The organism is Pseudomonas sp. SIMBA_041 (assembly GCF_046535095.1).
Classification (GTDB): domain Bacteria; phylum Pseudomonadota; class Gammaproteobacteria; order Pseudomonadales; family Pseudomonadaceae; genus Aquipseudomonas; species Aquipseudomonas mucoides.
In genome coordinates, this window is the sequence record NZ_JAWRXJ010000003.1 from 329,735 (window position 1) to 344,140 (window position 14,406).

Sequence of the window (14,406 nt, forward strand, 5' to 3'; positions counted from 1 at the left end):
CTGTGAGATAAAACCATGGCAGGGGGATAATCTGCTCCACGCACGACCACAACTGGAGATCCGGTTCCAACTGTGACGACAGGATCATTGCGTCTCGCCGATAGGTTCTGAACATAAAAAAACCCTAATGAACACTATAGATTGTAGCCCTATAGTGTGCGAAAAGGCTTCATCTTTCCATTTGCGAGTGAAGCAAATGGAGTTAAAACAAGCCTTCGGGTTAGCGCTTCGCGCCTTGCGTACCAGCAGAGGCTTAACCCAGGAGGATTTTGCTTTAGTCAGCAGCCGCACGTTCATGAGCTCGCTGGAGAGAGGTATCAAAGGCGCGACCCTAGAAAAGATCGACGAGCTAGCAGGTACAATTGGAGTGCATCCGGTATCCGTCATCGTCGCTTGTTACCTTGAGAAAGACCCAGCCGTTAAGCTGGAGGATCTGCTTGAGCAGATACGCAGCGATCTCAAGTAGTTTGCGCCTCTCGCGCGGGATTTTGGACTTACACCAGACCGGACTACCATACTATGGGCTTCGACGTGAGTGAGCCGCAGGTGAGTGATGATCCGCTCACTGCTTTCGCAACGGCTCCAGTACGCCTTCTACGTCCACCCCTTTCAATAGGCAGTTATGCGCAATTACGGACAGCGCTTCATACAGCCTATCGCGCTGTGTAATCAGGGCGGCATTTTCCGCCTGTAGATTAGCAATACGCTCTTCAAGGCTTCTTCGCCGGCGGGCACCGTCTGGATCTCTTCCGCTTTCCTTCAGTTGTGCGATACGGGCGGACTCGATCCGCCGACCACGATCTCCCACTAAGGTCGCGCGGCTCGTCAGGCCCAATCTACGCTGCACTTCGGGGCGTGAAATAGGCGCGAGCTCCAATCCCAAGCTAACCATTTGGGCGAGGAGGGCGTCGATCGCCTCGTCCAACGTGCCGCCCCTCAAGATCTGTCGTTGCGCCATGGTCGCCTCTAATCGTCTGAAACCGAACTGTGTCGTTTGGCCGTGTCCGCAACCGTCATTGGATGCCCATTTGGAAACACGCGTTGCACACCTGCATTGGTGTCGCGTGCGAGGACGGATTTTAAATTGTTGAGTTTGTCCTCCTGGTCCGCCAGCCATAGATCGCTGCCTGCCTCTCCGGCACCGGCATCTCGCATGATAGTAATTGCGATCGTAAGATTCTCGGCTTGTTTCTCAAGGTTGGTCCGTTCCGATGGCGTGCCCATCAGATGGAGATGCGAGCAGCCATTCCAGCACTGAAGATGCTTAGGGCAGGGCGCTTGGGAGAAATCGTGAATGCAACCTCCAAAGGGGGTCACATGCAGCGCCGTGGCGTGTACGGTAAGGAATGCTTCTGCTGTGGTCGTGCCTTTATCTGACAGCAAGGCATGGTAACTGTCGGTCAAGGCGCCCTGAATGCGCTTATCTCTTATACCACTATGTAGAAAGTCGATACGCTCGTGATGACTATTGAACGCCAAGAACTCCTGATGGTCAGCAGTGTTTTCTTCAATACTTGTGTGCTGGTAATAGACATTCTGGTCGAGGCGCTTTCGCCCCAGGGCCAACGCTTGCTGAACGTCACTCATGCCGGTCAGATGGTAAATCGTGTTCCGCCAGTGTCGAGGTTGGTGGCTTGTTAGCCGAATCGGAGCTCCATCAGACTCGGTCAATGACCGACGCGAAAAAATTGACGGATACTTTTCATCATTACCCAACGCGCGATTGATATCCACGAGGGTTACCCGACGCGGGATTGCCCGAAACACATTTGCTTCCCGCCCACCGAGGCGGAATTGACCATCAAACGCGATGGCTAATGTTTCGCTGGTTTTTAGGACAACACAGAGCTTACCTCCAACATTTTCAGTAAGCGCTGCATGACCGCGAAGTTTGGGAACGAGAAAACGCTCAATATCACCGGCCAAGTATCTGCGCTTGATCGCCTTCGCTCCATCCTTGGTCTGGTTGCAGGGATGAATTTTATTTCGTAAAAAGTACACATACAGATTCCTAGCGGTGTCTCGGTTCTGGCTAAACCCGAGCCAACGCAGAACTTCAACCTCTGACATTGCCGTCTGCGGAGAGTAATCCCAGAGACGGCCTGGATGGGCCTCTTGCCACCTAGCGATTTCTCGCTGCTCTTGCGTCAGCACCTTCAATCGTTCGACTGCGCGCCTGGCTAAAGGAACGTCGCTTTCTGCTAACCAATGAACACGGGATTGAAATTGCTTTTCCGCAAAGTACCTGATCCCGCATTCGACCAGAGGCCTGCCATTGGCATCTACAACCACCTCACCTATCACCCCTTTGATCGGTCTCTCGACCCAGCAATCATAGGGAATTACTGCTACCTCATTGCCCCTTTGCCCAGTCGCGATCAGTAAATCAATCACGCGCAGTAAGATTTCTTCGCCCTCATTAAGCGGGTTGTTCGAACATAAGGCGTAGGCCTCCATCGCCTCGCGAGAAGGTAACCGGTCATCAGATTTACGTTGTTTTACCGCACGATCAGGATCGTGCAATGAAATATAATCGTGACGACGCTTTTCTGGCTTTGCATCATGCTCAAAGTGGATGGCGGTCTCGGTTAATTGCAGATTATCAATCGTATCCGCAACTACTTGAAGATGAGAGATCGCGTCGTAGAGATTCTTGTAGCCACTGTCGCGGAGAAATCCTACGACGCGGTCGAAATCGACTCGCGTCAACAGTGTGGGGTCGGATACGCCGCGTTCAAACAAGGGATTGTAAAGCCGGCGGACGGCAATATTGTATGCAGCCGCCATCGAAAACTTCAGGTTTCGGGTGCGTTGCAGATACACAATCAAGGCCTTGCTAAAATCTTGGAAAGTGACGGGGAGTGGCCCCTTAGGCGGGGCGGGATAGCCTGTCTTCTCGAGGGCTTGCCGATGCGTTTCGAAGGTAAGAGCATGTTGGTTATCCCGTTGTGGTAACCAACTTCCGACGTCCCACACCGATGACGCCCACGATGTTGAAATTGGCAACGACTGAAAAATCGCTTGCTCCTGTGTAATAAAGCCCTCGAGGCTCTGCCTTGCCCTAGACAGCGTCATCTGCGGCATCCTCCGTGTACTGCCGGCAGCGCTCGATGGTAGCGCTTACCGCCAGGATGGTTGTCTGATGCTGCGCGAGGGGCCGGTTGTGAATGAGGTCACCGGCTTGTTCTGCCATATCAATGAACCGTTGGGCTTCTAGTTGCAACGCTTCTTTCACCTGCTCATGGCGGCCGTCAGCAAAGGGATGAAACTTCTTGCAGGTGTAGCAGGCATACACGGGATTGTAGGGGCAGTGCGTATGAACTGGCAGGGCACAGGCACCGATGTCCCCGATGTACTGCGTATCGATGACGCCGCGGATGGCTCTTTCTGCGACTGTATTTCGACGCTGAACGATTTCCCCGGTTAATAAACTGCGCATGATGCGCTGATAGGAGGGGCTCTTACCGAGTGCTTTCTCTTTAATCCGGGCAATGTTGGGGGTTGCCGTAACATAAGCACGCGCCGCAACCGTGCTGTTGTGGCCGAGCAGTTCGGCAATCATGGTTGCCGGAGTTCCCTGATCCGCCAAACCTTGCCCGAGGTGATGACGCAGCAACATAGTTACCTGGTTCGGCTTGTCTATTCCTGCTTCACGCAGCTCCTGTTTAAGGCCCATACCTATTTCGGTTACCGATAGGCGCCTTCCGTTAGGATTTACAAATAAGGGGCCGCAGTCGCTGCCAAATTGGCGTTGAATTTCCGAGATATGGCGTGAGATTTTTTCACCCAGTCGGGAGGTAACTTTGCGGGGCCGTCGCTCAGGTCTGCGTTGTCCGACCTTTTTGGCCATGGGTAGCCACAGTGTGTAATACCTCTCATGATCAGCGCTTTCAATGAACTCAAAATCCGCGATATCAAGCGAGTGGAATTGAATCGAGCGTGGTGCGAGTTCGAACCCTAAGTGAAGCACTATATTAAACTGGGCTTCCTCCCAAGAGTTAGATGAAACCTCTCGTTCAATGCGTTTGAGCAATCGAACTTCCTCATCAAGGTCTAAACCAGACTGCGAGAGAAAAATTCGCGCATACGGGTCAACCCGATCTGATTTCACATCCTTGATTTTTAAGTAGGTGATTGGATCGAAGCCATTGATTCCTCTATCCATTGCCCAACGGTAAAGCCTTCGAAATCCTATAAGTACTGTCCTCGTTTTTTTGATTTCTTCGAGAGCAGTGACCAGTTGATGGGTGTCCCAAGGAAGTCCGGTCGCGAGATTTGTACTAGATAAAAAGCGTAGGGTATCTGCGAACATTACCGCGGTTCGAGGCGCATATTTCTCAAGTGCATAGGCCATAAAGCCTTTGCCTATTTCGATTAGCTCCGAATTCAATTGGAGTGCAGCCCAATCGATTTTCATTGCGAGTCCACCGTCGTACCACGTCCACACCTTTAGCCGGGTATCGACGTATCGTGGCTGATCATTGGTACGTGTTCGAATAGCAACCTGAGCCGGCCCTTGGAACAAATAACCCGCAAAAGAGGAGGAGGGTGAAGCATGATCTTGGCCAACTGATTTAGTCACAGCGAACCTCCTTAACTGTCAAATCGGCTCCAGGCTGCCGAGGCACGCTGGGCATTGTGGAGGTTGGCCGACTCGGCTAGATAACGACTTGCATAACGGCGTGGCATCGTTGAGGTCTCAGACCAACCGCAGACTCGTCGGAGTTCGTCCGTGGCCCGCTCCAGGTCATGCCCACGCTTCTCGACCAGGTAAGCCAAAAAGCGGTCGGCAAAGGTGTGGCGAAAGTCATGCGCGGAAAGTGTAGGCAACAACCCCGGATGAGCCAGTTCAATGGTCGAAAACAGCCGATCAAGGACGTTAGACAACGCGCGAATCGACAGCGGGCGACCTCTGTCAGATATGAACAGATAGCGGTACAGCAATTTCATCGGTTTTCCGTCACGCAGTGGGCGCCGTTCGCTCTGGATATAGCGCTCATAGACCTCATACAACTGTGCGGAGATACCTACGGTCCGTCCGTGCGTTTTCAGCGCAGGCTCTTCAGCGCGCGGGTCACCTGGGTCATGTTCTCGATCATTGACGCTGACATAGGCATGCTGTGAACCCTGATTGATATCCGTGGTGTAGAGCTTCAGAAGCTCACCGCGACGGATACCGGTCTCCAACAGCAATTCAATCATTAGCCAATTGCGCAACTGCAATCGTTCTGGAAACGGATTCTCCGTAGTACCCGGGCGAATCAGCGTGCGAATGATCTGGAGTTGAGTATCTGTCAGGCTTCGATAACGAGTGCGGTCCGGCTGAGCATTGATGATATGGCTCTCAAAGCGCCGTTCAATGACGTCGGCAACATCTGCAAATGCAACCTCGATGTTTGCTAGGGAGGTTGAGTTTTGACGAGCACGCGGGATGTAACGTGTGACACACCAGGACAAGTATTGCTTCAGCAATCGTAGGTACTGGTCACGAGTACGCGGATCGATATGCGGAACAGGTGCCATCGCAGCTGTGCCGATTCGGGCGATCAGATTATCGGCGTGACGGCCGCTTTGGAGCCAGATGGCGTAACCATCCAGCAAAGCCAAAATCGCATCAAAGTGGCAGGCCAAGATGGCCTCATCGATATCCAGATCTCGTGTTTTGGCATAGGTATAGAAAGCCTGGATCGCGCGCAGATGTGCCGCAGCAGTGTTGTAAGCGCGGTACCTTAACTTGAGTTGAACGTAGATGAACGGGGCAAGCATGGGCAATGGCGCCGCATCTCCGGTCTGCACGAGCAGCGGTACACGCTGACCAGAAGAGTAACGGCACTGAATCAGCTTCATCGGCAGCCACCTCATTCAAGGACTCGCCATGAACAAGAAGTACATGGCCCGTTGAGAGCGTGGACGCCAGATGCAGGTTTGTCGAATCAGTGGCTTAGGCAGCTCATGAACATTTATGACATGACCTGTCGTTTAACATAATATACATTACACGTAACAACGTATTTCAGGATCAGCCCGGTTGCACGCAGATTTCGCAGCCCTCAATTCACAGTCCGCGGAAGCCATTCCGACCCTAATTTCGGAAGTAAACTCACCTAAGCGGCATTTAGCACCTATTACGATCCATTTTATTGGTCGAATTGCACTTCCGTCCTGTAGACCCGTTTCGCGATTCTGTCCACTGATGCCATTGGTACGAAATTGCTTCCTGGTGCGGTTTGCCTGAAACTCGGCATCTGTTCAAGCGCCCTCAGATTGCGATGACGGTATCAAGCGGTCTAGATAGAGCCTTAAGAGCGCAGCGAACCGTGAGTCATAGGCAACGAATATCCCCGTTCGCTTCTTGATTAAGACACGATCTGCAGTTAGCGCTCGGATTTCTGACGAAGGGTCTCAATCGTCTAATTGGAAGAAATACCCACCTCATTGCATTTGGAAGCAATTTAGGGCCGATGGCATCACTTTTATCCCACGAACCGACGCTCCCATCAGGCACGAATTTGATCAAGCGCACAGTGACAGCTGCTTCATAAAGGATAGCCATGAAGCCTTAAACCATAACCTATGTTTGATCTCCGGCTTACCGGCCAGCCTGGCGAAGCGCAAATCTGTCACCTCAACCTGCCAGATATCCGAAAATCCTGATACTTTACCGATCTGATCATGTTCCAGCCAAGTTGCGAACCCGGTCTAACTCGATCCTGCTCGGTTTGGTAACCGAGAATCGCCGACTTCGAAATCCAGGGCAACCGACCTTTGCGCGTTGCACTTCAATGCAACAAATACAAAACTACCCTTCTTTCTGATGTAACTCCGACCCTAACTCAACTAAATGAATATTTAGTTCAGTTAATTCTGAGTGATTTCGGAAAGTGACCGCCTCCTCCTATACAGAGTTGCCCTTTCGTTGAAAATACTCAGGATCTAGTAACACTATGATTTCCCTCGGCGAGGCACCATGCTGCTTCGCCAAGCTGTCCAGATCAGCCAAGAAACGCACCATACTTGCAACCCTGGGTTCTGCCAGTTCTGCACACGCGTCTGCGTATTCTTTACCAATTACATTATTGATATCGAACAAGCGCGCCACGCTTTCAACATCAAAAAAGCCCTCTTTCACAAGCCCATGCAGGGCTTTGTTGCGCTTACTCGACATTGACATTCACCCAGCCTCTCACCCGAAAAGGCTTTTCCGAGCTGTGGGAAGCCTCCACATCGTTGAGACCTAGGATGTAACGAAGCTTCAACACGGTCTCAAGGCTCAAGGCTCGTTGATCCAGATCCCCTCTGACCAGCAGGAGAGCAATGACCTCCTCCGAACTGAGCTTGTATTTCTTCATCAGCTTGGAGAGCTTTTCCGAGAAATCAAAGTCAGGCGTGGTGCTCTCACCTTTCTGAAGGACGCTTATTTCCTGCTCCAGCTCACTTATACGCTGCTGAGCGAGGCGGATCGCTTCAAAGCGGTTCGGGGCATTCATGAACTGGCCTCCACCTGCCGGTCTGTTGCATTTTAGCTGACTAAGTTTGACCGTTTGTCTGATCAAAAAACCGATATTTACCGATCGTGTAAAGGTTCAAGTGCCCCCCTGATGCTTCGTGGCGGTACTATGCCTAATACGCATAGGCGTGGCCGATAGCCGGCAGGATGGCAACTAAGGCACTGCTAGGCCTCTCTACAATATTTAGCATAAATTGACATAGAGCGCCGCTTTGCGCAGCCTAGGTACTGAACAGATCCGGCAATTTATGTGATAAATGTGCCAACCACTTTGGGTCGGCTGTCGTAAGCTTAGCCATCGGCTAGCACCGCCGTCTCTACCCGGTGGGCTTCGATCCTCTCGCCTGCGCGCTCCTTTTGCCTGATCATGCCCCGTTGGTGGTAGTCAGAGGAAGGAGTCAGGGTGACGCCGGTCTGGTACATCATCGCCCTGCCCCAGTTTCTAATCCTCTACAATCCTCGACTGAATCCCTGCTACCTGTGCTGACCTTGGACGGTGACCGGCCAAGAGCTGCGTAGTTCGAATCTCCGCGCCGCGCAAACTCTGGCTAAATCAAGGCTACGCATAGCGTTGAATGATCGATAAGATGGGCGGTATCTCAGTTGTGCGAGCCAGGTATGGCAAGGCCTTCAAAGGCAAGGGGAGAAAAAGCTCCCAACCCGAAACCCCAGCAGAAAAAGGTCGCGAGCCCTATTTCAACGGGCGGGCGTGGCGGCGCATTTGAGCAACGCGTACAGGCGGTGCGACTACTCGCTATGTGCCTAGGCATCCCATGTGCTGGGCTGCGCGAAGGATTTGTCATCGTAAGGTTGCTGTTCCAAGGTCGAGGATTTGACCACAACACTGACGACTTGGTTGTCCATGCTGCATCGCTGAGCACCGGGCAGAAAGCAACCATCAGAATGCAGATGAAGCGATCGCTCAAGGCGACTGCAAACGATGTTTTTACTGAAGCAGTGGGCCTTGCGTGGCTAGACTTCAGTAAGCCGACCTTCCAGCGTGGGCTGGATGACAATCTCATCGTTTATCACGTGTCCAGCTCGTCATACATGGAAGGTGCCGTGGAGGTAGTCAGGCTGGCCTTGGCATCTCTATCGCATGAAAACTGGTATACCCGAGTGCATTCAGAGGGTCTGAGTAACGCTCGGAACCGGACGGCTTACGCGGCCATCAAGGCTGCAGCTGAGCAATACAATGAGGCCACGGTTAACGACGAAGACCTGCGCCAGTTCGCGCTCCACCTGAAGTTCGTCCCGCACGACCTGGACTCGGATCGCACTCAGGAAGTCGGATACCAAAAGCAATTTATCGCCCAGGCATTACCTAGCCGGGACAGCGGCGCAGTGTGGTCGCAGTTGTTATCGGTGTGTGCTGAGCTCAATGGCACGGCCGGAGAAATCGATCTCTCTTCCGCTTTAGCCCATCTGGGTGAGCTTGCCAAGGAATTTCATACGGCCAAGCTGATACGCGAGAGCGTGCGGGCCTACCAAATGGGTACGATGCCTGTCAGTCATGAGCGCGCGTCAGAGCTTACCCCGCTGGCGGAATATCTCGCTCCCCTCCTCTCCGTTGGCCGCGCTTCCGGCAGCACACTGCTGACTGATGACCTCCCCATCGCAATCCAAGGGTCGGAAACTACATTTGCTACGCGCCAGCTCGACCGCATCAGCACGCTGCACAACGATCGCCGATACAAGGATGCCTTGACTCAGCTGGAACTCCTCGAGGACGAGCTGGGCACGTTTGATATTCACCAGAAGGCCCGTTGGTATTTCCTTCGTGGGATGTGCTTCTGGCATCTTGGGGACGATGAGATCGCCTCGACAGATCTTGAGGCAGCCGCAAACCTCTATACCCATGATGATCGTATCGCTGCGGGTCATGTCCGGGCTCACATGCTCAAAAATGATGTGCAGGCTGCTCTCCAGGTTGGCCAGGCGGCACAGGCTCGCTTTCCGGAGTCGTATTCGGTCTGGATCGCTTACACCAACGCAAGAGTTCTCAATAGAGAAGAGCTAACTGAAGACGAGATCCCCGAAGCCTTTCGCGATAAATCCGGTGCCTGGCAGATGGTGGCCAGTTCCAGGGCTGGCGCCGGGGACGATCTTGGTGCCGTCAACGCTATCAAGACAGCGTTGGAGCAGCCTGACAGCTCCATTTTCATCGTTGAAAACTATCTGCGCTTTGCCCTGCGACTCGCCACAGATAACCCGTTCCACGTGAATACGCGATCCCAGCCTCAGGATCGACGCGAGCTCATCATGGATGCCATGTCCAAGTTTGAGGATCGTGAGGCTATGCTATGGGCCGAGCAAAGTCCCAGGACGAAGACTGACGTCGTGTTTCACCTCGCCTATGCGTATCTGCTATTGGGGCAGCCGGGTCAGGCGCTGGACATGATCGAGCAGGGAAGACAGCGCGGCGTCCCAGAGCATGAGACATCTGCCCGAGTGGAGCTTGAGGCCCTTTGTGATTTGAATCGTGAAGGTGAAGCGGTTGATCGCTTCTCCGATCGCCTTGACCAGCTTCCTGATGACGCACTGGTGATCTTCGGCCAAGCATGCTTGGTTGCGGGTAGAGAGCCAATGCTCGAGTCTGCCTACGGTGTACAGGTGCAGCGGCCTGTCACGGAGGAGTCGGCGAAAGTGCTGCGGATACTCCGCCACATGCACTGGGAATTATTGCTGCGTCAGCAACGCAATGATGCAGTTCAGCAAGAGCTTTCGCTGCTAGGTGTCACTCCCCAGAACAGCAATATTACCGATGGGGTTTTCGCTGCTCGGGCCTATATCGAAAACGAAGCAGTGCGCCAGGCGTTCGAGAATCGTGTGGCTGAACTGGCGCCGCAAAGCAGCGATTTGCTGGAGCTATCCATGGCATCGCAGTGGATGCTCCATGCACGGCGTCACGATGATGCTATCGCGATGCTCGAACGCGTGCTTCCTCGCGACTCGTTCACTCCATTGCACGTTGATCTTCTTCACGCCTACGCCCTAACTGATCAGCGCGCGAAGGTTCGAGATCTGCTGGAGTCGCTTCCTGGGGAATGGCGCCAGTCCGCGGATGTCCGAAACGTGGCTTTGAACGTTTATGGTAACGCCGGTGATTGGCCCAGGATGCGTGAAATCGCAGAGATGATCGTTTCTGAGAGTCCTCTTGATGCCAGTGCATGGTTGTTGCTGATCCAGGTTCTAGCCAACATAAACCCTGAGCAGATGGACGCGTGCATAGCCACGCTTCCTGTCTTTCTCGAAGGCTCCGCTCAGGATCAATTGAAACTTGCTAACGCAGAGATCAGTCGGGGGATGCATGATCGAGGCATCGCCCGCATTTACCGCACCATGCGAGTGAACTCGGGCAATCTTGAGGCCGCGGCCGGTCACATTTCACTCATGGTCATGGCATCCGGCACGGTGGACTCTTTCCTCACCAACCCAGTTGAGGGCGCTTGTGGTACGTCAGTCGAACTCGAAGACAGCAACGGCGGCAGCGGTTACGTTTCAATAGATTTTGACATTGACCCACCTCTCTCGCCGACCGCGGAGTTTATCGCTGCGGATTCCGCGCAGGCTGTCGCGCTTATTGGTCTCAAAGTTGGCGAAACCACATCTATCCGTAGTTTGATCGGAGAGCAGACGCTCAAGGTTAAGCAGATAGTGACCATTCACCGGCGTCTGCTCGACCTCTCATATGGGCAGGTCTCAAGCGCAGTCGTTCCGAGCAAAAGCTTAGTCGCCATGACCATCCCCACACGTGAGGATGGCGAGCTGGATATCTCCTTCTTCATCGAGCAAGTTGAACGAAGAAAAGCGCAGGGTCTGAACACAATTGGACTCTACGGCCAGCACATGGCCACGCTTGAACTGATCGCGCGGATGCTCGGTGTGGATGTGATCGACCTCGTGAGGGGCTGGCCCGATGAGGGGCCACTGTTGGAGGTCTCGATGGGCGTGGGCCATACCCACGATGCATTCCCCGTCGACGCTGCCCGCGATCTCCCGTGGGTTGTCGATCTCTCAATGTTGGTTGAGCTTGCGACGTTGGGAATGCTCGATGCATTGGAGCACATCCCAAGGCTGTATGTAGCTACTGCCACCAAGCAGGCGATCGAAACGAAGATCGAGTCGTCATCGCGATTTCGCAAGGGAGGGACACTCTTCTCGCACGATGGGCAACTCGGTATACAGGAGCAGACTGAGGATAATTGGCATCGGGAACGTGCTTTTCTAGTCTCAATCTGCGCGGCTATCGATGAATATTGTGGGGTGGTACCGGCGTACGGCCCATTCTTACTACCGGCACAGATGCATACGTTCAAAGACATCCTGGGTGACGGAGATTACGCAGCCCTACTTGTTTGCCTGGAATACGGCGGTGGCCTACTGTCGTTAGACGCCCGCCTCCGAGCTATAGCAGGGTGCCTGGAGATCAAAGGAGCATCTCCTCAAATGCTACTGACGAATGAGCTGATCTTAGGGCGTTTGGTGCGTGCCGAGTACTCCCGGGCAATTGTTCAAATGGTGATGACCAGGCGCAGCTTCGTCTCGATCCAAGCTGCAGACCTTATAGCCATGATGGATCAGGGTGAGACGTTTGCAAACATAGGGATCAACCGGTTGCGAAGTTACTTGGCCGAGCCGAACCTAACATTTGATACTGCTGTGCCCGTCATAGCCGATTTTGTCTGTCTGATGTTCCTGCAAGTGCGCTGTAATCTAGGTGTGATGCTGCAGCTGATCGAGTATTGCTTTGAACCGATGTTCCGCCACCCAAGCTGCCCTGACGATTTTCATCGGTTGGCGTACACACGGCTCCTGCTCACGTTAGCTGGTGTGGAAATCAATTCCGTGGCCCGGAAAGCCATACGGCAGAGACTACATGTTGCGATGCAGCGCGCAGAGCGACCTAACAAGCCGGTGACACTGGAAGCGAAGGTTTCCTTCGCTTATGCAGTCCCTTTCTGGGCGGTCGCGGTGCCCTCACCACTGGCTTCTATTCGGCTAGAGGCCCAAAATCCTGCACCAGCATCGTTTGAGAGCGGTCATACCGAGGAAAGCAGGAAAGTGGATTAGCATTCGTATAGGCGAGCATGTACAAGCCAGGCATTGGATGCACTAGACCAGCATTAGCCACGGAACCCAGTTCACAATTTCCGTCTATGCAAGACTCACCAATCATCTGGTGCTTCAGGATCTACAGCTAGATTTCCTTTACCGGCTCCTGCCGCGCCCTGCTCCTCGTCTTCCTCATCAGTATCCGTTACAGCCGAATCGAAGTATTCCTCATCCATACTGTCAAACTCGAAATCACTGTCGATCTCGTCATCCGAGTCGAAATCAATAGCCTCCGCTACTTCGATCTTGACTTGGAATATAGCCGGCAGCCTGGCTTCCTGGTCATAAAAGCTAACGTCAGCATTTAGCAGTGCTGCGAAGCAGGGGTCGGCTTCTATGAAAGCGATATCTGGATTTCCGAGCCACAGCCGGCGACCTCCTTCGTAAGCCAGTAACCAGTTGTTCCCTTTGAGTGCCTGATCTGTGAGCGGTAGACCCGCTAAAGCCGCAAGATCTACCTCACCGTCGACTAAATCTGAATGAATGAGATCCAGAGCGATGAGCGAACATACGGAGCTCTCCATCTGAAGCACCTGAAGGATCAAAGGGGCGTCAAGATGGATGCTGAGCTCCTTGCACAGCCAAAGGAGCCAGGCAGTCTCACTGTGGTGATTCGCGGCGGCAGCCGACTCCAACAGATTTCGGCTGAAAGCGCCCAGCGCGTTCATATTCAATGGATAACCATAGCGATGGTAGGTCGCGAGGATTTGGGTAATTACCTGCAACGTGTTGGGAAATCCATACCCACATTTGAGAAAGTACGCTTCGGCGATCGCCCAGTTGGACTTTTTAACGATGGATGAGGACAGCTGCTTCAGACCATATTTGACTAGGCTCTCGTCCTTGAACCTTGATTCAAGTGAGAACAGCATTTCGAAATAGTGGTGAATATCGTCTTTCTGCTGACGCTTTTTCGCTGAGACGGTCAGTTTTTTAAGGCTGTATTTCCAGGATTCCTGGACGAGCTCTCGCACTTCGACGATCTTCGTCTTGGAGGCGTTGATCTGGAGCTCGTAAGCACTGACGCATTTGATGATGATTGCCAGCGCCCTCTCAGCTTCCTCACGTTTGTTGAAGAAGAAAGTGAAGTCGTCGACGTAGCGAAACCCCTTCGGCCACCCACCCAATTCTGCGCAGATGGCCTCATCAATCGACACCCCGATGATTTCCGCGATGATGTGGGAGGTGTCGGGGCCAATAGGCAAGCCAATGGTTTGGCCATCCTGTGTCCCCATGCAACGGCCATCTAGGATATTGCCAAAAAATTCAGGAGTTTTTCTGGTCTTGTTCGCCTTGGCAACCGGCTTGGTGTGCAGTGCCCACGGGATGGTGTGCGTGTACACAGTGGGGAAATAGCTCGATATGTCGGTAATCAGCGCGTAACGGGCCCCTGCAGATTGGCATACGCGCTCCTCATACAAGTCGCTGAACTTCGTCAGCTCGATCGCTCTGAGACTACCGTCGGTGCCGGGTATGCTGCGAGAGATTTCGCTTTTATCGTAATGCGCCTGGATCTGAGGCCAGTACTCACAGATCTCCTTAGCCAATGCATAGAAACTGACAGGATTAGGGATCGAGGTTGTGCGCCTGCTGTAGGAGGATCTCGCGACCGAGAATTTCTCTGACTGAGAAGCGCCGGCCTGTTTACCCGGCGCTCCGTCCCATACAGCCTTGATCTGCTCAATGCTGTCGGCGAGTCGCTTCGTGCCGAATCCCACCGGTAGCTGAATTGGGAAATATCCTTTAGCAAGCAGATCCTGCAGCTGCATAACGCTAATTCGCTC

At 53.2% G+C, this 14,406-nt stretch carries 9 protein-coding genes; 2 read left to right on the top strand and 7 right to left on the bottom strand.

The features are described from left to right. The first annotated feature begins 196 nt into the window (after positions 1-196). Complete coding sequence (locus tag SB725_RS08585; protein ID WP_410921572.1) at positions 197-466, top strand: helix-turn-helix domain-containing protein; 270 nt, start codon at positions 197-199, stop codon at positions 464-466. 96 nt (positions 467-562) lie between these two features. On the opposite strand, the gene SB725_RS08590 is transcribed toward SB725_RS08585, so the two are convergent. From SB725_RS08590 to SB725_RS08615, 6 genes are all read right to left on the bottom strand, one after another. After that, the gene (locus SB725_RS08590) at positions 563-958 is read right to left on the bottom strand and encodes a hypothetical protein (protein WP_410921573.1); all 396 of its coding nucleotides are present in this window, start codon (positions 956-958) and stop codon (positions 563-565) included. Between the two features lie 8 nt (positions 959-966). Further along, positions 967-3,075, bottom strand: coding sequence for a hypothetical protein (locus SB725_RS08595; protein WP_410921574.1), 2,109 nt, complete (start codon positions 3,073-3,075; stop codon positions 967-969). After that, the gene (locus SB725_RS08600) at positions 3,062-4,582 is read right to left on the bottom strand and encodes a site-specific recombinase (protein ID WP_410921575.1); all 1,521 of its coding nucleotides are present in this window, start codon (positions 4,580-4,582) and stop codon (positions 3,062-3,064) included. Before SB725_RS08600 ends, SB725_RS08595 begins: the two co-directional genes overlap by 14 nt. Positions 4,583-4,593: 11 nt before the next feature. Then, complete coding sequence (locus SB725_RS08605; RefSeq protein ID WP_410921576.1) at positions 4,594-5,847, bottom strand: tyrosine-type recombinase/integrase; 1,254 nt, start codon at positions 5,845-5,847, stop codon at positions 4,594-4,596. A 1,048-nt stretch (positions 5,848-6,895) separates the two neighbouring features. Further along, entirely contained in the window at positions 6,896-7,165 is a 270-nt protein-coding gene (locus SB725_RS08610; RefSeq protein WP_410921577.1) for a hypothetical protein, read from the bottom strand. Then, positions 7,155-7,487 carry a hypothetical protein gene (locus tag SB725_RS08615; RefSeq protein WP_410921578.1) on the bottom strand — a complete coding sequence of 111 codons (333 nt, stop codon included), beginning with the start codon at positions 7,485-7,487 and terminating at the stop codon, positions 7,155-7,157. Before SB725_RS08615 ends, SB725_RS08610 begins: the two co-directional genes overlap by 11 nt. A 638-nt stretch (positions 7,488-8,125) precedes the next feature. Between SB725_RS08615 and SB725_RS08620 the strand changes: the two genes are divergently transcribed. Further along, complete coding sequence (locus SB725_RS08620) at positions 8,126-12,580, top strand: PIN domain-containing protein (protein ID WP_410921579.1); 4,455 nt, start codon at positions 8,126-8,128, stop codon at positions 12,578-12,580. A 95-nt stretch (positions 12,581-12,675) separates the two neighbouring features. Here the strand turns inward: SB725_RS08620 and SB725_RS08625 are convergent, their stop codons facing one another. After that, positions 12,676-14,391: a reverse transcriptase domain-containing protein gene (locus tag SB725_RS08625; protein WP_410921580.1), complete on the bottom strand. Its 1,716-nt coding sequence runs from the start codon at positions 14,389-14,391 to the stop codon at positions 12,676-12,678. Positions 14,392-14,406: the final 15 nt, after the last annotated feature.

Coding starts and splice junctions, on each gene's coding strand:
- SB725_RS08605 (WP_410921576.1), bottom strand. CDS start 5,847: ATGAAGCTGATTCAGTGCCGTTACTCTTCTGGTCAGCGTGTACCGCTG.
- SB725_RS08590 (WP_410921573.1), bottom strand. CDS start 958: ATGGCGCAACGACAGATCTTGAGGGGCGGCACGTTGGACGAGGCGATC.
- SB725_RS08615 (WP_410921578.1), bottom strand. CDS start 7,487: ATGAATGCCCCGAACCGCTTTGAAGCGATCCGCCTCGCTCAGCAGCGT.
- SB725_RS08585 (WP_410921572.1), top strand. CDS start 197: ATGGAGTTAAAACAAGCCTTCGGGTTAGCGCTTCGCGCCTTGCGTACC.
- SB725_RS08620 (WP_410921579.1), top strand. CDS start 8,126: ATGGCAAGGCCTTCAAAGGCAAGGGGAGAAAAAGCTCCCAACCCGAAA.
- SB725_RS08595 (WP_410921574.1), bottom strand. CDS start 3,075: ATGACGCTGTCTAGGGCAAGGCAGAGCCTCGAGGGCTTTATTACACAG.
- SB725_RS08625 (WP_410921580.1), bottom strand. CDS start 14,391: ATGCAGCTGCAGGATCTGCTTGCTAAAGGATATTTCCCAATTCAGCTA.
- SB725_RS08610 (WP_410921577.1), bottom strand. CDS start 7,165: ATGTCGAGTAAGCGCAACAAAGCCCTGCATGGGCTTGTGAAAGAGGGC.